This window comes from Capnocytophaga cynodegmi (genome assembly GCF_002302475.1).
Taxonomy (GTDB): Bacteria; Bacteroidota; Bacteroidia; order Flavobacteriales; family Flavobacteriaceae; genus Capnocytophaga; species Capnocytophaga cynodegmi.
Genome location: NZ_CP022378.1, coordinates 1,813,100 through 1,834,322, shown reverse-complemented (window position 1 = coordinate 1,834,322; position 21,223 = coordinate 1,813,100). Strand labels below are relative to the sequence as shown.

The window sequence follows — 21,223 nt, the reverse complement described above, 5'->3', positions numbered from 1 at the left end:
GTTCCTTGATTAAGAAACAGGTTTTTTATTTGTGTTTTCTATTTTTTAGAAATGAATATCTTATATTAATTTACTGCATTACTACTTGAAAAAATCTTCTCTTGTAAATGTGAAAGGCAAAACTTGATTATCTCTTAGAACTTCTATTGTTATAGTATCCAATTTATAATTGTTTAAGAATAGATTGCATAACTCTTCTTGCGACATTTTATCTATTTTTTGCCCATTTATACTTACGATAACTTCTCCCAAACGGAGAGGATGATTTTCTGTTTTTAAAATAGATGAAACAATGAATTTATTATCTGAATAACCAGGTGAGAAAGAAAAAATTTTCTTTGTATTGGGTCTATCAAGTTCTTTGAAATATATTTTTTTATGTTTCCAGTCTAAAATGTAGTCAAAATGTTCTAAATAATCATTGCCAATAAGATTACTAGAACCTGTAGAAACTAATTCACCATTGAAAGAATGGTCAGATATTTCAAGTTGTTCAGGTTTAAAATAGTATATATATTTATTCTTTTTATCTTTTCCATAAATCCCTACAGAATTATGCCCCTCGAAAGTAATAATAGGTGATTTGATACTATCTTTTACTTCATCAACAAATTTTTTAGTTATATCTATATATGAATTAGCTCCAGTATCAAATACAAAACCCATTTTTTTACCATAAAAGTTTGAAATTAGTATAGGTCTGTATTGTTTATCTTCAATAAAGTCCCATTCTTTATCAAATCCTATTTTATCTAAAAGAGAAAAGTCCTTTGTAAATTCAATAACCTTTTCTTGATTATTAACCTTAACAAACAAATCTTTGATATGATTAGACCCAATAACTCCATCAATCTTTGTACATTTAAATTCAAAAGAATCAAAATTAATTACAACGCAACCTACATTTTTCATCAAAATACTACCCATTTTTAACTGCGGGAGTATAGTTATCATTTCTTCTTTTTCGTTCCCTTGTGAATCATATATATTATAAATACTTTTTGATTTTAGTTGAAGTTCTTTATATAAATCGAAGCTAATACAAGTCATAGCTCCGGTATCAAATAAAAAATTATACTCTTTTCCATTTATTTCTACTTTTACAAAAGGTAATTTTGTCTTAATATCAATTGGAACTTTCATTATATTTTCAGTAATGATTACTTCTCCTTTTTTCAATATCTTTACAGGAGATTTACAACTAAAATTTATACATAAAATAGCTACTAAAAAAATATAAGATATACTTTTACTTCTCATACTTAATTCTTTACATTATTGTTTAGTTTTTATATAATTGTAAATATAATAAAAAAATAAATAAAGACTTTAGTTAGTAATGTGATAATACTTAAATGATTATTATGCACACAAAAATCACTTACTAAAGTCTTTAAACAAAAGATAAAGTCCAAATCTACAATTAATAATTTAATTAGAATATTTTATTCGGTTTTGTTTTTATCTTTTTTTGAAGTCATTTTAGCTACGTTCCGTCTGGCGATAATCATATCATCAAAGTATTTACGACCATTATTAACAACACCAAGTAATTTTACAAAAAATTCATCATCACGCACACGAGCTAAAATATAGATATAATCCGACAAATCTTTATAAATAGTAGTAATTTCTTTTCTGAGTTCCTTTACATTATAAGTAGGTTTTTTCAATAATTGAGAAGAACGATTAGCAAATAGTTCATTAAAATGACGATTTGCTTCTGACAGATTTGTAATAAATTTAGCCAAAGATAATTCTTTAACCTGATTTTTATATTCTTCATTTTGTAGTCTCTCTGTGAGATTTGCAAAACGATATGTTACTTGCTCATATCCTTCATTTTCTACGCCCTTATATTCTGCAAGGAGCAAATTTATACTTGTGTATGCATCTTTTTCCTTTTGATTACTTGAATACTTATATGCATTTAATGCCGACTTAAATGATTTTAAAGAAAACTTACGTTCTTTATGAGCTTGTAATATTTTGGTAGAGTCAGCATTACCACGAACTTGGTCTATTGTTTCATCAAAGATAGGTTTTTTAGTTTTAATTTCTTCAAACAATCTTTTAAAATCAGCATCTGTTTCTATATCCAATCCCGATTTTTCAAAATCCTCAAAAAAACGAACTAACAATTGTGCAAACTCTGCATTTTTTAAACTGGGAAGATGAATGGTTATTAACTTTAAATTTTTCATAGTAAGTTATTTTTTTATAGTTATACTCAATCGATTTATATTTTACAATTTTTCAAAATAAGATATTATCAATATTTTCATTATGCATATAAAAATAGTTTGTTTTATCAACCATCAATTCTATTTTATATAAAATACAAAGCAGGAAAATAAAAACTATTTTAAAACAAATACATCTCACTTTGAAAAATTATACACAAAAATTTATTTTAAAAATCTTCTTTTATAATTAACTAAATAATAATAAAATCAATAAAAACAAAGAAAAGAAAAATTAAAAAAAATACAATTTATATTTTCTCGATATGAGATTTCATCTACACAACTCATTTTTCATCTACCCAATTTGAGAAAATCATTTCATAGTATTAATTTCATTATCACATCAAAAAATAATCATCTTAATTTTCAGAATATTTTTTCTATAGTATAGAAAATATGCTTCTAAATATGTTATTCTTTTATAAAAATAAATCTTTGCCAAAATAGTTTTCTGACAAAGATTTATTATTTGAGATTTCTTAACCTAAAAATGGATAACGATAATCTACAGGCGGAACAAAGGTTTCTTTAATCAATCGAGGAGAAACCCAACGCAATAAGTTTTGAGCTGAACCTGCTTTATCATTAGTTCCTGATGCTCTAGCTCCACCAAAAGGTTGTTGCCCTACCACAGCTCCAGTTGGCTTGTCATTGATATAGAAGTTACCAGCTGCATCTTCCAACGCCTTGATTGCTTGGTTAAGAGCATATCTATCTTGTGAGAAAACAGCCCCTGTAAGTGCATACTCCGAAGTTTCATCTACTAATTTGAGTGTTTCTTCCCATTGGTTGTCGTCATATACATATACTGTAACCACCGGACCAAAAAGCTCCGTTTCCATTGTTGTATATTTCGGATTTGTAGTTACAATAACGGTAGGTTCAATAAAGTATCCTTTCGATTTATCGTAGTTACCCCCAACAAACACTTCAGCGTCCTTGTCTTTTTTCGCTTGGTCAATATACTTAACTAATTTATCGAACGAACTTTCGTGAATCACAGCAGTAATAAAGTTTTCCATATCCTCTGGTGACCCCATTTTGAAAGATTGTACATCTTCTTTAACAAAATTCAAAATTTCATCAGCTTTCGATTTGGGAAGATATACCCGCGATGCTGCTGAACATTTTTGTCCTTGAAACTCGAATGCCCCACGCGTGATTGCCGTTGCCACTTGTTTAGAAATTGCCGATGGATGTGCAACGATGAAATCTTTACCTCCAGTTTCGCCTACTATTTTCGGATAGGTCTTGTAATTATGTATGTTATTGCCTATTTTTTTCCAGATATCTTGGAACACACCTGTTGACCCTGTAAAATGAATTCCAGCGAAATAAGGACTTGCTAACAATGTTTCGGTTATCATTGTAGCGTCGCCGTTAATAAAGTTGATTACCCCGTCGGGAAGTCCAGCCTCTTTAAAAATTTCCATAATTACATTGGCTGAAAATACTTGGGCGTTACTTGGCTTCCAAATTACTACGTTCCCCATCAGAGCGGCACTAGCTGGTAAATTTCCTGAGATGGCTGTAAAGTTGAAAGGCGTAACTGCATATACAAATCCTTCTAAAGGACGATATTCTACTCTATTCCAAATTCCTTCTGATGATATTGGTTGGTCGTTGTAGATATTTGCCATAAATTCTATGTTGAACCGAAGAAAGTCGATAAGTTCACAAGCCGAGTCAATTTCCGCCTGATGAATTGTTTTGGATTGTGCAATCATTGTAGCGGCATTGATTTTCGCTCGATAAGGTCCCGCGATGAGTTCAGCTGCTTTCAAAAAAATGGACGCTCTCTCTTGCCAAGGAAGTGCCGCCCATTTCTTACGGGCCTCCAAAGCAGTTGCAATTGCTTTCTCCACGTGTTGTTTTTCCGCAAGATGATATGTTCCTACCACGTGTTGATGGTCGTGCGGAGCAATCATATTTTTAGTTTTCCCTGTTTTGATTTGGTCTGCCCCGATATACAAAGGAACATCTACGGAATTGTTCCAGAGTTCTTTATATGCTTTCAGAACTGCCTCTCTTTCAGGTGTTCCTTTGGCATATGATTTTACAGGCTCGTTCACAGCCTTTGGCACTTTAAAAAATCCTTTTCCCATTGTTACTACTATTTTAAATTGATGAAATTACGTAAAAGTAATCAAATGTTTTCTTTCACGTTTTTATTTGTTTCGGCTAAGTTAAGAAAAAAACACAAACCGCAAAAAAAAGAAACATTGTTTTTGAATTTATCTGTTTTTTAACCATATAAAAAAAGAGATAATTTGTGAAAAATCGTTTAAGAAAACCCTAAAATGCGTCTTAATCTTCTGTATTTTCCAGACAAAAACTAATTTCTCTTTGTTTCATTCTGAAAAATAAATAGTAATTTTGCAGAAAAATTTTTGTGAAAACGAATCCTATTCTTCAAAAGACCTCTGAAAATATATCATATACCGAATTGCTTTCAAAAATAAACGAAGGCGAACGTTGTTTAACTATCAATCATTTATCAGGAGCTTCATTATCATTTGTCATTACCAATCTTTTCCGAAATACGAAACGAAATTTGTTTGTGATGCTTTCGGATAAAGAAGAAGCAGCCTATTTTCTGAATGATTTGGAAAGCCTGTTGAGCGATGAACACGTAATATTTTTCCCCGACAGCTACCGCCGTCCGTATCAGATTGAAGACACGGATAACGCCAATGTATTGCTTCGTGCCGAAGTGTTAAACCGATTGGGTTCACATCAAACGCCTTTGATTGTGGTGAGTTATCCTGAGGCTCTTTTTGAAAAGGTAATTACTCGCAAACAACTCGAAAAGAACACCTTAAAAATAAAAAAAGGAGACTCTTTATCTTTGGATTTCCTCAATGAAATGCTTTTTACTTACAATTTCAACCGAACAGATTTCGTCACCGAACCTGGGGAGTTTTCAGTTCGTGGTGGTATTGTTGATGTTTTTTCTTTCTCGAACAACGAACCTTACCGCATTGAGTTTTTCGGCAATGAAATCGAAAGTATCCGAACTTTTGATGTTGAAACACAGCTTTCTACACAACAATTATCAAAAATTACGATTATCCCAAACATCGAAAATAAGGAAAATGAAGAAGTAAGGCAGTCCATTTTGGAATACATTTCGGGAGAAACGCTTTTCATCGCCAAGGATATTGATAGTTTTCCTCAAAAAATCGATAAATTATTTAATAAATCCGTTGAAATTTACGAAAAACTATCGAACGAAGTCAAACATATCGCTCCCGAAGTACTTTTCTGTCAAAGTAATGAACTTTTGGAACGTATCGGCTCTTTTCAATCTATTTTCACAGGAGCGAACTCATTATTTTCTTCAGAAAAAATCGTTTTTAGAACTAATCCACAACCTGCATTCAATAAGCAATTTGAACTATTAATCAGCTATTTAAACGAGAAACACGAAGAAGGTTTTACCAATTACATTATTTGTTCCACCGAGCAACAAGCAAAGCGTTTTGATGATATTTTCAAAGAAATGGAACAAAAAGTGCATTATCAAACCGCCATTTTATCGCTACACAGCGGGTTTGTGGATTCGGACAATAAAATCAACGTCTTTACCGACCATCAGATTTTTGAACGTTATCATAAGTTCCACCTAAAAAATGGATATGCTAAAAAACAAGCCATTACGCTTAAAGAGCTCACTCAACTTACTGTTGGTGATTATGTTACGCATATCGACCACGGCATCGGGAAGTTTGCAGGATTACAAAAAATTGAAGTAGAAGGCAAAATGCAGGAAGCCATCAAACTTATCTATGGCGACCGCGATGTACTTTTTGTCAGCATTCATTCCCTACATAAAATTACGAAATACAACGGCAAAGACGGCAAACCTCCGAAGATTTACAAACTAGGTTCGGGAGCGTGGAAGGCCCTGAAAAAGAAGACAAAAGCTCGGGTTAAAGAAATCGCCTTCAACCTTATTCAATTGTATGCCAAACGGAAAGAATCTAGCGGTTTTGCCTTTGCTCACGACAGTTATCTGCAAAACGAATTGGAAGCCTCTTTTCTTTACGAAGATACGCCCGACCAAAGCAAAGCTACTGCCGAAGTCAAAGCCGATATGAAAAGTCCGAAACCAATGGATAGGCTCGTTTGTGGCGATGTTGGCTTTGGAAAAACAGAAGTTGCCATTCGGGCAGCCTTTAAAGCGGTTGATAACGGAAAACAAGTAGCCGTTTTGGTACCTACAACCATTTTGGCATTTCAACATTATCAGACATTTAGCAGCAGAATGAAAGATTTTCCGGTGAGGATTGATTACTTAAATCGATTCCGAACGGCAAAAGAGAAAAAAAACATTCTGGAAGAACTCGCCAAAGGTTCGCTGGACATCATCATAGGAACACATCAAATTGTAAATGAAAGTGTTAAATACAAAGATTTAGGACTTCTAATCGTTGATGAAGAGCAAAAATTTGGTGTGGGTGTGAAAGACAAACTCAAAACGCTGAAAGAAAACCTTGACGTACTGACACTTACGGCAACTCCAATTCCAAGAACATTGCAATTCAGTTTGATGGCAGCAAGGGATTTGTCAGTAATCAATACACCTCCACCAAATCGATATCCTATTGATAGTCAAGTTATCCATTTCAATGAAGAAATTATCCGTGATGCCGTTGCTTACGAAATTCAGCGAGGCGGACAGGTATTTTTCATCAATAATCGAGTGGAAAATATCCGTGAAGTGGCAGGAATGCTACAACGACTCGTTCCTGATGCCAAAATAGCCGTAGGTCACGGGCAAATGGACGGCAAAAAACTCGAGGAAACAATGCTTGCCTTTATGGACGGAGCTTATGACGTTTTGGTAGCAACGACCATCATCGAGAGTGGTTTAGATGTGCCTAATGCCAACACGATTTTCATCAATAACGCTCATAATTTTGGCTTGTCCGACCTACATCAAATGCGTGGACGTGTGGGACGAAGCAACAAAAAAGCCTTCTGTTATTTCATCACACCTCCGTTTGTAGCGATGAGCGATGATGCTCGTAAACGAATACAAGCCATTGCTCAATTTTCGGACTTAGGAAGCGGGTTCAATATTGCGATGAAGGATTTGGAAATACGAGGAGCGGGTGATTTGCTCGGTGGAGAACAAAGTGGTTTCATTAACGAAATCGGATTTGAAACCTATCAGAAAATTTTGCAAGAAGCCATCGTAGAGCTGAAAGAAAACGAGTTTTCGGAATTGTATCAAACGAAGGAAGAAGACAAATCATATCTAAATGACACACAAATTGATAGTGATTTTGAGCTTTTATTTCCAGATACTTACGTAAACCGAGTTGCGGAACGATTAAACCTTTACAACGAGCTAAGTAACATCAGTTCGGAAGCCGATTTACTAACCTACGAAAAGAATCTGATTGACCGTTTTGGGCAATTGCCTCCTCAGGCTGTCGATTTACTCAATAGCGTACGTCTGAAATGGTTTGCAACCAAAATGGGAATCGAAAAATTAGTAATGAAAAACGGAAAAATGACAGGATATTTTATTTCCGACCAAGAAAGTCCGTTTTATCAAAGTTCTCGTTTTCAAAAAGTATTGCAATTTGTGCAATGCCACCCCGACCGATGCAAAATGCAAGAAAAAGAAACCCGCAACGGACTACGGTTGTTGCTTATCTTTGAAGGTATAACCTCAATAGATAAAGCTTTAAATATTATGCGATTACTTGAAAAATAAAATTCATAAATAAATGATAAACTCAACTACGAAAGTAATTAGTTGATTAAAAAATTGTTTTTTACATATTTCTGTTTTAACTTTGCAAACCAGAGAATATTAAAGAATTTGCAATGAATAACATAAGTAATTTGGTGGAGTTACTTGAGGAAAAAGCGACTTCTTTGAAAGAAAAAGTAGATGAACTAAAATCTGAAAATCAAAAACTTAACCAAACAATAGAAATTCTTACCAAAGAAAAAGAAAATTTAGAAAGGGAAGTTTTAGTTTGGAAAGAAAAAAATGAAGCCGCAAAAATTGCAAATAGTATTCTTGGCAGTAATGAAGATAAAGCAAAGGCGAAATTAAAAATAAACTCTTTAATTCGCGAGATTGATACTTGTATCGCTCAGCTTTCAAAATAGTTTCAATAATGAATGATACCTTGAAAATAAAGCTTTCTATAGCTGACAGAGTTTATCCGTTGGTTATTGAGCCTCAACAAGAAGAAGGATTCAGAAAAGCTGCAAAGGAGATTAATGAGATGATTCATAATTTTGAACGAAACTATGAGTTGAAAGATAAAAGAGACGCTTTGGCAATGTGTACCATTGTTTTAGCAACAAAAATTGAGCAAACTAAGATTGATGAAAATAACCAAGATTTAACAATCAAAGAAAAATTGGAAAATATTAGTAGAATAATGGATTCCATTATTTAAATAAAATAAGTTCTTTAGAATAGCAAAGTTACTGCCTACATTGATTGCACTTTTTAGTAAACTCAACATTTACAACCTAATAAAGGGTAAGTGGAGTTGTTAAAGCGAGCCGTCCTAGAACGGATACTTGACCAACTCAGTAGCCCTAAACCTGTTTTTAGGAGTTTACAAAACTCTTATCAATGTAGGCTTTTTTTATATATAATTTTTTATTAACAAATGACAACGACACTTATATTAGGAATTGTTATTGCGGCCATCTTCGGATTAGTTATCGGGTTTGCAATTGCAAAAGTATTAGAAAAGAAAAATGCTTCAAAAATTATTTCAAATGCTCAAACAGAAGCCTCTACACTACTGAAAGACGCTAAAAATGAAGCTGAAAACATCAAAAAAGATAAAATTTTACAGGCAAAAGAGAAATTCTTAGAACTGAAATCTGAACACGAAAAAGTAATTGCGAGTAAAGACAAGAAAATGGCAGAAGCCGAAAAACGCATTCGTGATAAAGAATCACAAGTTTCTAACGAATTAGCTCAAAACAAACGTCTTAAAGAAGAGTTAGACAACAAAAACAAAGATGTTGAACAACGCTTACAAAACATTGACAAAAAACAAGAAGAAATTGAGCGTTTGCACAAAAACCAAGTAAAACAGTTAGAACTTATCTCTGGACTTTCAGCAGAGGAAGCAAAAACACAACTTACAGATTCACTAAAAAGTGAAGCTCAAGCCGATGCAATGGCTTACATTCAAAGTACCATAGAAGAGGCTAAATTAACCGCTCGACAAGAAGCTAAAAAAATAATTATCAACACCATACAAAGAATAGGAACAGAAGAAGCAATTGACAATTGTGTTTCTGTTTTCAACTTAGAATCAGATGATATAAAAGGACGCATCATTGGGCGTGAAGGTCGAAATATTCGTGCTTTGGAGGCGGCGACTGGTGTTGAAATTATTGTAGATGACACCCCCGAAGCTATTATTTTATCTTGTTTTGATGCTGTCCGCAGAGAAATCGCACGACTTTCACTACATAAATTGGTTACAGACGGACGCATTCACCCTGCTCGTATTGAAGAAGTTGTTGAAAAAACAACTAAACAAATTGAAGACGAAATAGTAGAAATTGGTAAACGTACTGTGATTGACTTAGGAATACACGGACTACACCCAGAACTTGTTAAATGTGTTGGACGTATGAAATATCGCTCCTCATATGGACAAAATCTGCTCCAACACTCACGTGAAGTAGCAAAGTTATGTGGACTGATGGCTGCTGAATTAGGATTAAACGTAAAACTTGCAAAACGCGCTGGGTTGTTGCACGATATTGGTAAGGTTCCACATGTTGAAACTGAAGTACCTCACGCTATATTAGGTATGGAATGGGCTGAAAAATATGGAGAAAAACCTGAAGTTTGTAATGCTATTGGAGCTCACCACGACGAAATTGAAATGACTTCACTACTTTCACCTATCGTTCAAGTTTGTGATGCTATTAGTGGAGCAAGACCGGGAGCTCGTCGCCAAGTATTAGATTCATACATTCAACGTTTGAAAGATTTGGAAGACGCTGCTTTTTCTTTCCAAGGAGTTAAAAAGGCATATGCTATTCAAGCCGGACGTGAATTACGTGTAATTGTTGAAAGTGAGAAAGTTAGCGACGATAAAGCTGCTGAATTGTCATTCAATCTTTCACAAAAAATCCAAACAGATATGACTTACCCAGGACAGGTAAAAATCACTGTTATTAGAGAAACAAGAGCCGTAAATATTGCTAAATAAGTTTTGTTTTCATAGTTATTAAAGCGGAAAACAGCCTGTTTTTTTTATAAGAAATGGGCTGTTTTACTTTCAAATCAACTAATAGCCTCAGATATCAAATAAGCTCCAGTCCATGCATTTTGAAAGTTAAATCCGCCTGTGATAGCATCAACATCAATCACTTCTCCTGCCAAGTACAAATCTTTCAAAAACTTACTTTCAAATGTTTTAAAATTTATTTCAGAGAGTAAAACACCTCCTGCTGTTACGAACTCTTCTTTAAAAACAGATTTTCCGTCAATCATAAACCTTGAACAAGTCAGTGTTTCCGCTAAAACACGAAGTTGTACCTTACTTAAATCTGACCAAAGCTCATTGGGAGAAACCCCTGATTTCTGTAACAAATTACCCCACAATCGTTTAGGAAGTTGAAATAATGGTGTATTTTGCAACATTTTTCGAGCTTGTTTTTCTTTAGTTTCTTGTAAAACAAGCAAAGTTTCCTCCTGATTAAGAGTTTCTTCACCTTGAACGAGCCAATTTACCTCCAAAATGCACTGATAATTTTGTTCTGCCAATATTCTTGCTCCCCAAGCAGACAATTTCAATATCGCAGGGCCGCTAAATCCCCAATGAGTGATAAGAACGGGAGATATATTTTTAATTTTCAAACTTTTATTTTCCCTATCTCGTAGTAAGACCTCTGCATTAACTGCAATTCCTGCTAATTTTTTTATGAAACTATCCGACGTATTAAATGTAAATAGAGAAGGTACAGGCTCCACAATCGTATGCCCCAAAGAAGTTAGAATTTTCCAAATTTTTGGATTACTGCCCGTTGTTACAACCAATTTTCGAGCCAAAAACTTTTGTTTTGTTGTCCTTATTTCCCAGAATTTTTCATTATAATGAAAATCGGTCACATTTTGTTCAGTAAATAGTTCTACTTTATGTAATTTAGCTTGTTCAAGAAAACATTTTATAATCGTTTCAGATGTATTGGAAGCAGGGAATACCCGTCCGTCATCTTCAGTTTTCAACGTAACTCCCCTACTTTCAAACCATTCCATAACATCGCCACACATAAAACGATGAAAAGGACTTAAAAGTTCTTTTTCTCCTCGTGGATAATTTTTCACTAAATTCTGAGGAATGAACTCGGCGTGTGTTACATTACAACGTCCTCCACCTGAAATTCGCACCTTAGTGAGTACATCTTTGCCTTTCTCCAAAATGGCAATTTTCAAAGAAGGATTCTTCTCCACAGAATTAATTGCCGTAAAAAAACCTGCCGCACCGCCTCCTATAACTAATATATCGTACATATTTCTATCAAAAATTACATCAACAAACAAGGGCGAACCAAAATTCGCCCCCATTTAAACTATGAAAAATTTAATCTACTATGGATAAGGTGCTAAAATCACCTCCAACCCATCTATTTCCTCTGTGATGAGAATCTGGCAACCCAATCTGCTATTTTCTTGCACGTGGTATGCTTCAAATAACATTGCCTCTTCTTCATCAGATTTTTCTGGCAACAACACATCGTTTTGCACATAACATTGACACGACGCACACATTGCCATACCTCCACAAACACCTATTTCTCCATCTTGAGCAATTTCATAAGCCCTCATTACCTCCATCAAATTCATACTCATATCCGTAGGAGCTTTCAATTCGTGCGACACGCCATCTCGGTCTGTTATTTTAAGTGTTATATCACTCATTTTTTAATAATATTCTATTTTTCGGACTCTGATTTTGGTAGGAATTCCATTCTCATAAAGGACAGCTTCTTTCCAATTTCCTTTTCTGTCGAAAGAATACCTGTACTTATGATCAAATTCTGAAGTTCTGTGCAATTTGAGTAACCCATTTTCATCAAACACTTTTTTAGAAATCACATCAGTTCTTGTTTTTATGGTTTCTACTTTTCCTGACGGCTTATAAACGATATTCATTTCCAAATAAAAATCGGTATTATCTTTCGCCGTGCAAATGGTTTGTTTCAACCTCCCCTTTTCATCATACTGATAAGAACAATTTGTTTCCTCATTTTCTTCATTTAAGAACTTCGCCCTAATCAATTTATTTTTCTTATCGTATTCATTTTCAGTTCTTAAAAAAACCTTCTGTTCTGGAAAAGATTTTTCTGAAAGAGTAACCTTTCCTGCTTTGTTGTATTGATAGGTTTCTTTTTTGACATACTCCATAGATGTCCGCTCCGAAAAATCTTTTTGATTTTCAATAACCTGTATTTGCTCTTCAAAGGATAAAGGCATCTCCATTTTTTTGCTTTTTTCAATGCAATTCCCTAACTTATCATAGGCAAAAACAACTGATTTAAGCAACTGATTTCCATCGTGTTCATCAATTTTCACCAAACGTTTATTATCATCGTAGACATACTTTTTGTTAACTACAAAACTTCCGTCGGAAACTTTAATGTTCGTTTGACTTTTAATCAATTTTCCTCCCAAATCATACACAAAATTGGCTTCTTTGAAAGGATTGCCCTCTGCATAATAGGTAACTAGATTGGTATTTTTCCCTGTCCTGTCAAATTCACACGAAATATTTGTTTTTGTGTACTTTGACTCGTTTTTCTCTATATTCCAATCTTCTACAAAAGGATAAATATTATACCTTTTCCCATCAATTGTTCTCTTTCCTTTTGGATTTGCTTCCAAAAAGTAGGAAAAATCTTCAATTTTCTTAACTTTTCCTTTTAGTGATAATCTCTTAGGGCTTATTGTATCTGTTTGAGCTTGTAGTGTACTTATACTTATTGTTAATAGTAGGGCAAATAAGTAGCATTTGTTTATTTTTCTCATCATCATCAATCTTTCGTTAGTACTATATGCTTTTCAATTTTTTTTTACTCTATCGATTTTACGACGGCTTTTTCGGCTTCTTTTCGACTCCCATCGAAGCCATCAACACCCGCCACAGTTGTATATTTAAGAACGTATTTTTTCCCTGGATTCAATCGATTATAAATGCTTTGACACATCAATGTAGCTTCGTGAAATCCGCAAAGGATTAATTTCAGCTTACCTGGATATGTATTAATATCCCCAATAGCATAAATTCCTTCTATATTTGTTTGGTAATCAAGGGCATTATTTACTTTAATAGCATTCTTTTCGATTTCTAATCCCCAGTTAGCGATAGGCCCCAACTTGGGAGTAAGTCCAAACAACGGAATAAAATAATCGGTTTCTATTTCTTGCTGAATTCCTTCTTTCTCCAAAACAAGTGATTCCACCTTTCCATTGCCTTTAATTTCAACCACTTCGCAAGGAGTCATCAAATTGATTTTGCCTACATCTTTAAGTACTTTTACCTTTTCAACAGAATCCAATGCTCCACGAAATTCATTTCGGCGATGAACCAAAGTCACTGATTTTGCAATATTTGCCAGATAAATACTCCAATCCAAAGCAGAATCTCCTCCTCCTGCAATTACAACACGTTTTCCTGCATACTGCTCTGGATTTCTCACAAAATATTCTAATCCTTTTTCTTCATATTCTGCAAGATTATTCAATTCTGGTTTACGTGGCTCAAAAGTACCTAAACCTCCTGCAATAGCTACAGCTTTTCCCTTAATCTTCGTTCCTTTGTTAGTAGTTACTACAAAGGTTCCATCTTCATTCTTGTCAATGGTTTCAGCAGTTTCAGAAAGCGTGAATTCGGGCTGGAATTGCTTGATTTGCTCCATCAAATTGTCAACAAGTTCACCTGCTCCTACACTCGGATAGCCAGGAATATCGAAAATAGGTTTTTTAGGATATAACTCTGCTAACTGCCCTCCCGGCTGTGGTAATGTATCTATTAAATGACACTTCAACTTCAACAATCCTGCTTCAAATACCGCAAAAAGCCCTGTAGGTCCTGCTCCTACGATAATTATATCTGTTTCTTTCATTTTTTATTTCAAAAAACTCCGTACTATAATAAGTCGCTTTATTTTAACAATTTATATTCAAAAATATTTTCAACTTTTAGAAAAACTCAAATTTTTCCTTCAGTCATTTTACAAACAAAACAGAATTAAGAATTTAGGAAGAAAAGACAAACTTCTGAAAACTTGTCTTAAAAAAATAACCACAGTTGTGTGGTAAATATGAAGTATTATACTTTTATCTTGGCTTTGGGAAAGTCCAAAAAATACTGCCTATCCCCTTCTCACAACATCACTTCCCAAAAATTATTTTCTGTATTTTATCTATGAAAAATACTCTTTTTCAATATCTGTATAATTTTAAGATTGATAAGAGTAGTTCTTTACTTGAGTCAAATTTAACTCCTCAGATAACGATAAACCTCCGCAAATGTACGTATTCATTTCAGTATTTTCAAGCTACATTACTAAATATAATCAACAAAAAACATTTTTAACATTTAATTAGCTTTTATTTTCAGAAATAAACAAAACTTCCACTTAAAAAATATTTTTGTAGAACAACTCCCCTACACTTTTTATAGGTTCGTAAAGCACAGAATTCTGCAATGTTTTTTCAGGTATCCATTTCGTTATCTGCCACGTTTTTTCAAGCATCAAGAACAATGAACCAGCGATAATAGTCACCTTTAAAACACCAAAAATTCCACCAGCTAATCTATTCAAAAACCCTAAAGAAACTGACTCCACAACCTTCGTAAGTAACTTTGCCAACAACATAACAATCAACATAATAAGTACTAATGTAAAAGCAAATGAAACAGCTTCTGTTGTTGACTTATCCAGCGACAAATGTTGATTCAAAATTCCAGCGACATAGAACGAAAAATGAATTGCTCCATAAATCCCCAGAACAATGGCAAGTAACGAAGCTAACTCAATAATAACTCCTCTCCAAAGACCTCGAATTAAGCCAAAACCTAAGAAAATCAATAATATAATATCTACTGTATTCATAACGTTTTATCGTAAAAACGAAAATATGATAATTCATGCATTATAGAATAACTCCTTAAATTATCATATTTCTAACAATATCAATTTAATATCCTATCCCTGTACCACCCGTGACAATGGCAATTCCGTTGGAAGTTCCGATGCGTTCTACTCCCAAATCAATGTATTGTTTTGCTGTTTGAAAATCTCGAACCCCTCCTGAAGCTTTAATCTTAGCCTTTCCGTTTACGACTTCTTTCATAAGCTGAACGTCCGAAAGAGTTGCTCCTCCTGTACCAAATCCTGTAGAAGTTTTCACAAAATCAGCACCTGCCTCTACAGATAGTTTACAAGCCAATTTCTTTTCTTCATCGGTAAGATAGCAAGTTTCTAAAATCACTTTCAGTACGTTATTTCCACAAGCTTTCTTAATTTGAGCAATTTCTTCACGAACTTTATCAACCTCTCCCGATTTTAAAAGTCCCACATTAATTACCATATCTATTTCATTTGCCCCATCTGCAAGAGCTTGTTCTGTTTCAAAAACTTTGGATTTCAAACTCATAGCTCCCAAAGGGAAACCAATAACACTACATACGTTAATATCTGTACCTTTTAAAAAATCTTTAGCATACGGCACAAATGCACTATTCACGCAAACAGAGAAAAAATCATACGTAACAGCTTCTTTACAAAGTGTTTCAATTTCTGAAATAGTTGCATTAGCTTTCAGAAGTGTGTGGTCAATAAATTTATTTAGTTTCATATTTGTTGTATATTTTAAAAAAAATTAAACTTCGCAAAGTTACGATTTATTTTTTGAACAATGATAAACAAAGAAAAAAGCTGTTTTTAGTAACAAAAAGCGAGAGCTTCCGTATTAATTAACACGAAAGCTCTTGTAATTTTATACAAACATTTTATTTACGTTTTTTCTTTGATTTTTTAGAAGAAGTTTTCTTCTTCGGATGCACCAATTTCATCTCGTCAATGAGGTGTTTTGCTCCTGCATATTTATCGATGATGAATAGAACATAACGAATATCCACCATAATATTACGACAAATTTCAGGGTCGTAATGAATATCGCTCATTGTACCTTCCCAAACGCGGTCGAAATTAAGTCCGATGAGATTTCCGTGTGCATCAATAGCAGGACTTCCCGAATTTCCGCCTGTGGTATGATTGGTAGCGATGAAGCAAACAGGCATTTTTCCGTTCTTGTCTGCGTAAGCTCCAAAATCTTTCTTCTCATACAAGTCACGTAATTTCTGCGGAACATCAAATTCGTAATCGTTCGGAACGTATTTTTCCATCACACCTTCCAAATAGGTTACAGGGCTATAATATACCGCATCGGCAGGGGCATATCCTTTTACTTTTCCGTAAGTAACACGTAATGTACTATTTGCATCAGGGAAAATTCTATCCTCAGGCTTTGAAAACTCCAAAATAGCTTTCATATACGTACGTTGCAAAGCCTCAATATCCGCATTCAAACGCCCATAAGTTGGAGCAACCTCTTTCGCAAAACTATTTATCAGCTCGGAAACGAATTGCATTCCCACATCATTTTTTACCAATTTCTCAAAGGTTTCAGGCGAAGCAGTAAGCAATTTTTCTACTCCTGCTTCGGTGGCTAACAATGACTTTTCGTAAAGGCTTTCCGCCAATGTTTTTGCATCAAAATTTTGTAACTTTTCGGTTAGGAATTGTTTCGGCATATGCTGTGCATAGAAAACTACTGCTTTTTCAAAAACATCTTTATCTACCGACTTTTCATAATCTTTAAACACACCTTTGAAAGTCGATTGTAAATTCTTTTTTCTATCTTCAAACGATTGTACACCACGATTTTGCAAAACGTTTTGTAATTGCCAAATGCGATAACCATTGGTAAGAAAATCAATATTTCTCAACGCAAATTCACTAAATAAATCATTAGCTAAGGCATACGGCTCAATTTCTTGATATTTTTTAGCAAAATCAGAAAGTAAATGCCCATACGCTGCTGATTTTCCAGCCTTTTCAACATTCTTTTGGAAGATGCTTTCTTGCTTTTTCTTTAAAGCTACCGCCCCTGATTTTTTCAAACCTTGACTCTCGCCAATCCATTTTTTCCAATAGTTTGCTACTCGTGCGTATTTAGAAGCATATTTAATCTTAATGGCTTGGTCTTTACGCATATAGCCGTCTTGTACTTTCAACACCACATCACGAATTCCGATTTTTGCAGGGTTCAACACATCAACAATTTGCTGAACAGCAACTGCTGGAAGGTACTCTTGCGTACGCCCTGGGTAACCGAAAACCATCGTAAAGTCATCTTCGGAAATGCCGTCCAACGAAATTGGAAAATAATGCTTGGGCGTGTAAGGTACGTTATCTTTGGAATACTCGGCAGGACGATTATTCTTATCGGCATAGATGCGGAAAAGAGCAAAGTCTCCCGTATGTCGTGGCCACACCCAATTATCTGTATCTGAGCCAAATTTTCCGATAGAAGACGGCGGAGCTCCCACCAAACGCACATCTTTAAAGTTTTCTACCACGAACAAAATATATTGATTTCCGTTATAGAAAGCTCGTACGCGATTTTCCTGCCACACCTCTTTGGGTGATGTTTTAACCAATTCAGCAATGTTTTTTTCGATGATTTTGGCTTTTTCGCTCTCAACAGAAAGACTTTCCGTGCCTTTGACAATAGTAGCCGTAACATCTTCAATACGAACGATAAACGTAACGCTCACACCAGGGTTAGGCAATTCTTCGGAAAGAGTTTTCGCCCAAAAGCCATTTGCCAAATAATCGTTTTCAACCGTGGAGTGCGACTGAATTTCGCCATATCCGCAGTGATGATTGGTAAGTAACAACCCCTTTGGAGAAATTACCTCGGAAGTACAACCGCCATCAAAGTGCGGCACCGCATCTTTAAGTGAAGAATGGTTCACGCTGTAAATATCTGCTGCTGACATCTTCATTCCCAGCGATTTCATTTCTTTTTCATTCATTCCCTCCAAAAGCGAAGGAATCCACATTCCGCCCTGTTGTGCATAGAATGAAACCGAGCAAAGTAGTAATAAAAGTTTTACGTATTTCATCATTTGTATCGTCATTGATTTATTTTTTATGTTTTTCAGTATGAATAGGTTAGCTACACCTACAATCAAGTACAAAAAAGCTACTTTTTCCCTCGGCGATTGATGGTAGTATTGGCATCATCAATTACTTGTGAAACCACTTTCGAGAAGTTAGTGTAAGTACTTTCTTCCTGTAAAGCAGCCAGATAACTAATCAATTTTGTATTGATAAGCCCCAATAAAGGTTTTTTCAGAGCTGTTGCCGACTCGTCGAATTCTTGTTCGGAAACAGACTTTTCGTACGCCATTCGCTCGGTATGGAAAGCCGTCTGACGGGTGCGAAGCTCTTCTATCGTATCGGATACTCCCAAAAGTTTTCCGATAGCTTCTTGCAACTCGGTGGCGGAAAAATCTCGTAAAAGCGATTCGATATGTGCCGATTCGCTCGAGTAGTTTTCACGTGTGATTTTCGTTCCGTAACGGTCAAAAACAGCATATAGTTTTTCGGCACTTTCACGGATTTCAGGCGAACGCATCGAGCGATAACCCAGCAATATGTTGCTTAAATTCATAATCGTTTCGTCACGCAGATTGTCCGCTTCTTCCAACTTGGAAACGGCAACTTCTTTTTTGATAGCCACCGAAAGTGCCGTAGCCTGTGTGTCAATTTTCTCAAACAGATTTTTCAAAAAAGCATCTGTTTGTAATTCATTTTCCTGATGAAAAAGCCCCACCAAACGATGAGCTATATCAGCCAATTCGGAAACACGTACTATTGTTAATAATCGTTTCATTGTATATAAATTTTGAGTAATTCAGTGTATGATTTTTTAGTCATTAGTAGCTTCATCTTGCGGAAGCCTCCGACTAAAAAGTGATTTATATCTTCTTTCGGAAGAAACTTTTAACTAAATGATTACACTTTTCTGCAATCCTTAGGTAATCATCACTAAATAGTTATCCACCTAAACAACGCAAACAGAGGTTTAACTATTTAGTCACGGCATTGTTTTGCCTGATTGATGCCTTATTCAGTTTTGTTTTTAGAAACGTCCATCACGGGAACTAATCCTTCGGAAGGCATATAAATAATCTGCGGAAGATTGCCTTTGTCTGCCAATTTTTCGAGCGTTCGGATAAATAAATACTGATTATAAACCGAATTGAGCGTTCCGTTTTCGATTTTCATTGCTTCTGCCATACCTCTTGCTCTCTCAATTTCAGCCTGAGCGTTAAGTTTTTCGGCTTCCAATCGAGCTTTGGCTTCTTCAATAAGAATTTTTCGGTTTTGTTCAGCTTTTGCCATTTCAGCCTTACCAGCCATTTCTTGTTGCCACACGTTGTAAATAGGCAATCCAAACATCATCACCACAATGATGATAACCACCACAGAGACCGTGCCTACAATTGCGGAAATAGGTAATTTTGACTTCATAAGTTTTACTAAAAATTAGGTCGAAGATTATATTTTAGATAGAATTTTTCGATAATATCGACAACTTCATCTGCTGTATCAACAACTTTGAAAAGGAACATATCTTCGGGAGAAATGTTTTGAAATTCGTCCAAAAGTGTTTTTTGAAACCAATCCACAAGTCCTTTCCAAAATTCGCTTCCAACCAAAATAATCGGGAATTTATCAATCTTTTGAGTTTGAATAAGCGTGATAGCTTCAAAAAGTTCGTCCATTGTCCCAAATCCTCCTGGCATCACAACGAATGCTTGTGAATACTTAACAAACATTACTTTACGAGCAAAAAAGTAATCGAAATTCAAATTTTTATCTCTGTCGATATACGGATTATCGTGTTGTTCAAAAGGTAGGTCGATATTTAGCCCAACTGACGAGCCATTTCCTTTACGCGCTCCTTTATTTCCGGCTTCCATAATACCGGGTCCACCGCCTGTAATCACTCCAAAGCCCGACTCCACGATTTTTTCAGCGATTTCCACCGCCAAATTGTAGTATTTGCTATCGGATTTGGTACGAGCCGAACCAAAAATAGATACACACGGACCTATTTCACTGAGTTTTTCGTATCCGTTTACGAATTCTCCCATTATTTTAAAAATTGACCAAGAATCATTGGTTTTAATCTCATTCCAAACTTTAGAATGTTGTTTTTTATTCATAGAAAGTATATTTAAATGTTTATTTATCGTTTAAAAAAATCATATCCTATTTTAAAGCTCAACGAAAAAGCCCCTCCTTTGCTATTCGGATTTTTACCCAGTGTTTGCGAATAACCATATCCCACGTTGAATTCGTAATTGAAATTTCTGCCAAAACTACGACGAATACCGAAAGTAGGCATTATGCTAATAGAGTTATTATTATTAGTTATATCATTATAATTGGAGATGATAAACCAATTAGGGAAATATTCAGCCCGAAGTGAAAAATAGTTTCCGCTATTATTTTTGGTGTTTTTTCCTTTCTTCACACGACGATTTAATCCGTAGTACCATTTACCTTCGAGCGAAGCAGCAGGAATTAGCAAAAAGCCTGTCTTTTCATACATTGTCCCTGTCCAGAAACCTACGTGTAAACTCAATTGTGAACGCAGTGCCACAGCATCAGAGAGTTTATGTTCGTTGTAAGCATTTGCTCCGAACAACCCAACTTGAATGCCAATAATATCTTTTTCAACACTTGCATTTTGTGCTTGAACCACCGCAAATCCTAATAGCGTAAAAACACCGATAAAAAGTTTTTTCATAGAAAATTTAAATTAAAGAGGCAAATATATAAAAAAACGACTCAAAACCGGTAGTTTAAATAACTTTGTT

Annotated in this window: 18 protein-coding genes and 1 other RNA gene; 5 read left to right on the top strand and 14 right to left on the bottom strand. The window is 34.8% G+C overall.

Translation table 11 applies throughout. The features are described 5' to 3' along the window. Window positions 1–81 precede the first annotated feature (81 nt). From CGC48_RS08170 to pruA, 3 genes are all read right to left on the bottom strand, one after another. Window positions 82–1,260, bottom strand: coding sequence for an aspartyl protease family protein (locus CGC48_RS08170; RefSeq protein WP_098029184.1), 1,179 nt, complete (start codon window positions 1,258–1,260; stop codon window positions 82–84). A 185-nt stretch (window positions 1,261–1,445) separates the two neighbouring features. Next, on the bottom strand, window positions 1,446–2,204 hold the full coding sequence (locus CGC48_RS08165) for a DUF6261 family protein (protein WP_098029183.1): 759 nt from the start codon (window positions 2,202–2,204) through the stop codon (window positions 1,446–1,448). 521 nt (window positions 2,205–2,725) lie between these two features. Next, window positions 2,726–4,351 carry an L-glutamate gamma-semialdehyde dehydrogenase gene (gene pruA / locus CGC48_RS08160; protein ID WP_098029182.1) on the bottom strand — a complete coding sequence of 542 codons (1,626 nt, stop codon included), beginning with the start codon at window positions 4,349–4,351 and terminating at the stop codon, window positions 2,726–2,728. Window positions 4,352–4,638: 287 nt separating this feature from the next. On the opposite strand from pruA, the gene mfd reads away from it, so the two are divergent. The 5 genes from mfd (at window position 4,639) to rny (ending at window position 10,465) form a co-directional block, all read left to right on the top strand. Beyond that, window positions 4,639–7,974: a transcription-repair coupling factor gene (gene mfd, locus CGC48_RS08155; RefSeq protein WP_198537134.1), complete on the top strand. Its 3,336-nt coding sequence runs from the start codon at window positions 4,639–4,641 to the stop codon at window positions 7,972–7,974. Window positions 7,975–8,087: 113 nt separating this feature from the next. Then, on the top strand, window positions 8,088–8,378 hold the full coding sequence (locus CGC48_RS08150) for a hypothetical protein (RefSeq protein WP_018279248.1): 291 nt from the start codon (window positions 8,088–8,090) through the stop codon (window positions 8,376–8,378). An 8-nt stretch (window positions 8,379–8,386) separates the two neighbouring features. Continuing rightward, window positions 8,387–8,674: a cell division protein ZapA gene (locus CGC48_RS08145; RefSeq protein WP_018279249.1), complete on the top strand. Its 288-nt coding sequence runs from the start codon at window positions 8,387–8,389 to the stop codon at window positions 8,672–8,674. A gap of 60 nt (window positions 8,675–8,734) precedes the next feature. After that, window positions 8,735–8,841: non-coding RNA, 6S RNA (gene ssrS, locus CGC48_RS08140), on the top strand. Between the two features lie 52 nt (window positions 8,842–8,893). After that, window positions 8,894–10,465 carry a ribonuclease Y gene (gene rny / locus CGC48_RS08135; protein WP_098029181.1) on the top strand — a complete coding sequence of 524 codons (1,572 nt, stop codon included), beginning with the start codon at window positions 8,894–8,896 and terminating at the stop codon, window positions 10,463–10,465. 74 nt (window positions 10,466–10,539) lie between these two features. Here the strand turns inward: rny and CGC48_RS08130 are convergent, their stop codons facing one another. The 11 genes from CGC48_RS08130 to CGC48_RS08080 all read right to left on the bottom strand — a co-directional run bounded on the left by CGC48_RS08130 (window position 10,540) and on the right by CGC48_RS08080 (window position 21,153). Continuing rightward, window positions 10,540–11,769 (bottom strand): BaiN/RdsA family NAD(P)/FAD-dependent oxidoreductase, encoded by a 1,230-nt coding sequence (locus CGC48_RS08130; RefSeq protein WP_098029802.1) that lies wholly within the window; start codon window positions 11,767–11,769, stop codon window positions 10,540–10,542. Window positions 11,770–11,847: 78 nt separating this feature from the next. Beyond that, window positions 11,848–12,177, bottom strand: a complete 330-nt coding sequence (locus tag CGC48_RS08125; protein WP_018279252.1) for a 2Fe-2S iron-sulfur cluster-binding family protein — start codon at window positions 12,175–12,177, stop codon at window positions 11,848–11,850. Window positions 12,178–12,180: 3 nt separating this feature from the next. Then, window positions 12,181–13,287, bottom strand: a complete 1,107-nt coding sequence (locus CGC48_RS08120; RefSeq protein WP_018279253.1) for a hypothetical protein — start codon at window positions 13,285–13,287, stop codon at window positions 12,181–12,183. Between the two features lie 41 nt (window positions 13,288–13,328). Further along, window positions 13,329–14,381, bottom strand: a complete 1,053-nt coding sequence (locus CGC48_RS08115) for an NAD(P)/FAD-dependent oxidoreductase (RefSeq protein ID WP_098029180.1) — start codon at window positions 14,379–14,381, stop codon at window positions 13,329–13,331. Between the two features lie 516 nt (window positions 14,382–14,897). After that, window positions 14,898–15,374 carry a CvpA family protein gene (locus CGC48_RS08110; protein ID WP_098029179.1) on the bottom strand — a complete coding sequence of 159 codons (477 nt, stop codon included), beginning with the start codon at window positions 15,372–15,374 and terminating at the stop codon, window positions 14,898–14,900. A gap of 85 nt (window positions 15,375–15,459) precedes the next feature. Next, window positions 15,460–16,119: a deoxyribose-phosphate aldolase gene (deoC, locus tag CGC48_RS08105; protein ID WP_098029178.1), complete on the bottom strand. Its 660-nt coding sequence runs from the start codon at window positions 16,117–16,119 to the stop codon at window positions 15,460–15,462. A gap of 154 nt (window positions 16,120–16,273) precedes the next feature. Next, complete coding sequence (locus CGC48_RS08100; RefSeq protein ID WP_394336571.1) at window positions 16,274–18,454, bottom strand: S46 family peptidase; 2,181 nt, start codon at window positions 18,452–18,454, stop codon at window positions 16,274–16,276. An 80-nt stretch (window positions 18,455–18,534) separates the two neighbouring features. Next, complete coding sequence (locus CGC48_RS08095) at window positions 18,535–19,227, bottom strand: DUF6261 family protein (protein ID WP_018279258.1); 693 nt, start codon at window positions 19,225–19,227, stop codon at window positions 18,535–18,537. 233 nt (window positions 19,228–19,460) lie between these two features. Then, window positions 19,461–19,868, bottom strand: a complete 408-nt coding sequence (locus tag CGC48_RS08090) for a hypothetical protein (RefSeq protein WP_013997262.1) — start codon at window positions 19,866–19,868, stop codon at window positions 19,461–19,463. Window positions 19,869–19,876: 8 nt separating this feature from the next. Then, window positions 19,877–20,566 carry an LOG family protein gene (locus CGC48_RS08085; protein ID WP_018279259.1) on the bottom strand — a complete coding sequence of 230 codons (690 nt, stop codon included), beginning with the start codon at window positions 20,564–20,566 and terminating at the stop codon, window positions 19,877–19,879. Between the two features lie 23 nt (window positions 20,567–20,589). Next, on the bottom strand, window positions 20,590–21,153 hold the full coding sequence (locus CGC48_RS08080) for a hypothetical protein (protein ID WP_098029177.1): 564 nt from the start codon (window positions 21,151–21,153) through the stop codon (window positions 20,590–20,592). Window positions 21,154–21,223: the final 70 nt, after the last annotated feature.

What these genes read in the sequence shown, in the direction of transcription:
- rny (WP_098029181.1), top strand. Translation starts at nt 8,894, where the DNA reads ATGACAACGACACTTATATTAGGAATTGTTATTGCGGCCATCTTCGGA.
- CGC48_RS08100 (WP_394336571.1), bottom strand. Translation starts at nt 18,454, where the DNA reads ATGAAATACGTAAAACTTTTATTACTACTTTGCTCGGTTTCATTCTAT.
- pruA (WP_098029182.1), bottom strand. Translation starts at nt 4,351, where the DNA reads ATGGGAAAAGGATTTTTTAAAGTGCCAAAGGCTGTGAACGAGCCTGTA.
- CGC48_RS08120 (WP_018279253.1), bottom strand. Translation starts at nt 13,287, where the DNA reads ATGATGAGAAAAATAAACAAATGCTACTTATTTGCCCTACTATTAACA.
- CGC48_RS08085 (WP_018279259.1), bottom strand. Translation starts at nt 20,566, where the DNA reads ATGAATAAAAAACAACATTCTAAAGTTTGGAATGAGATTAAAACCAAT.
- CGC48_RS08130 (WP_098029802.1), bottom strand. Translation starts at nt 11,769, where the DNA reads ATGTACGATATATTAGTTATAGGAGGCGGTGCGGCAGGTTTTTTTACG.
- CGC48_RS08095 (WP_018279258.1), bottom strand. Translation starts at nt 19,227, where the DNA reads ATGAAACGATTATTAACAATAGTACGTGTTTCCGAATTGGCTGATATA.
- deoC (WP_098029178.1), bottom strand. Translation starts at nt 16,119, where the DNA reads ATGAAACTAAATAAATTTATTGACCACACACTTCTGAAAGCTAATGCA.
- CGC48_RS08090 (WP_013997262.1), bottom strand. Translation starts at nt 19,868, where the DNA reads ATGAAGTCAAAATTACCTATTTCCGCAATTGTAGGCACGGTCTCTGTG.
- CGC48_RS08115 (WP_098029180.1), bottom strand. Translation starts at nt 14,381, where the DNA reads ATGAAAGAAACAGATATAATTATCGTAGGAGCAGGACCTACAGGGCTT.
- CGC48_RS08165 (WP_098029183.1), bottom strand. Translation starts at nt 2,204, where the DNA reads ATGAAAAATTTAAAGTTAATAACCATTCATCTTCCCAGTTTAAAAAAT.
- CGC48_RS08125 (WP_018279252.1), bottom strand. Translation starts at nt 12,177, where the DNA reads ATGAGTGATATAACACTTAAAATAACAGACCGAGATGGCGTGTCGCAC.
- CGC48_RS08145 (WP_018279249.1), top strand. Translation starts at nt 8,387, where the DNA reads ATGAATGATACCTTGAAAATAAAGCTTTCTATAGCTGACAGAGTTTAT.
- CGC48_RS08110 (WP_098029179.1), bottom strand. Translation starts at nt 15,374, where the DNA reads ATGAATACAGTAGATATTATATTATTGATTTTCTTAGGTTTTGGCTTA.
- CGC48_RS08080 (WP_098029177.1), bottom strand. Translation starts at nt 21,153, where the DNA reads ATGAAAAAACTTTTTATCGGTGTTTTTACGCTATTAGGATTTGCGGTG.
- CGC48_RS08150 (WP_018279248.1), top strand. Translation starts at nt 8,088, where the DNA reads ATGAATAACATAAGTAATTTGGTGGAGTTACTTGAGGAAAAAGCGACT.
- CGC48_RS08170 (WP_098029184.1), bottom strand. Translation starts at nt 1,260, where the DNA reads ATGAGAAGTAAAAGTATATCTTATATTTTTTTAGTAGCTATTTTATGT.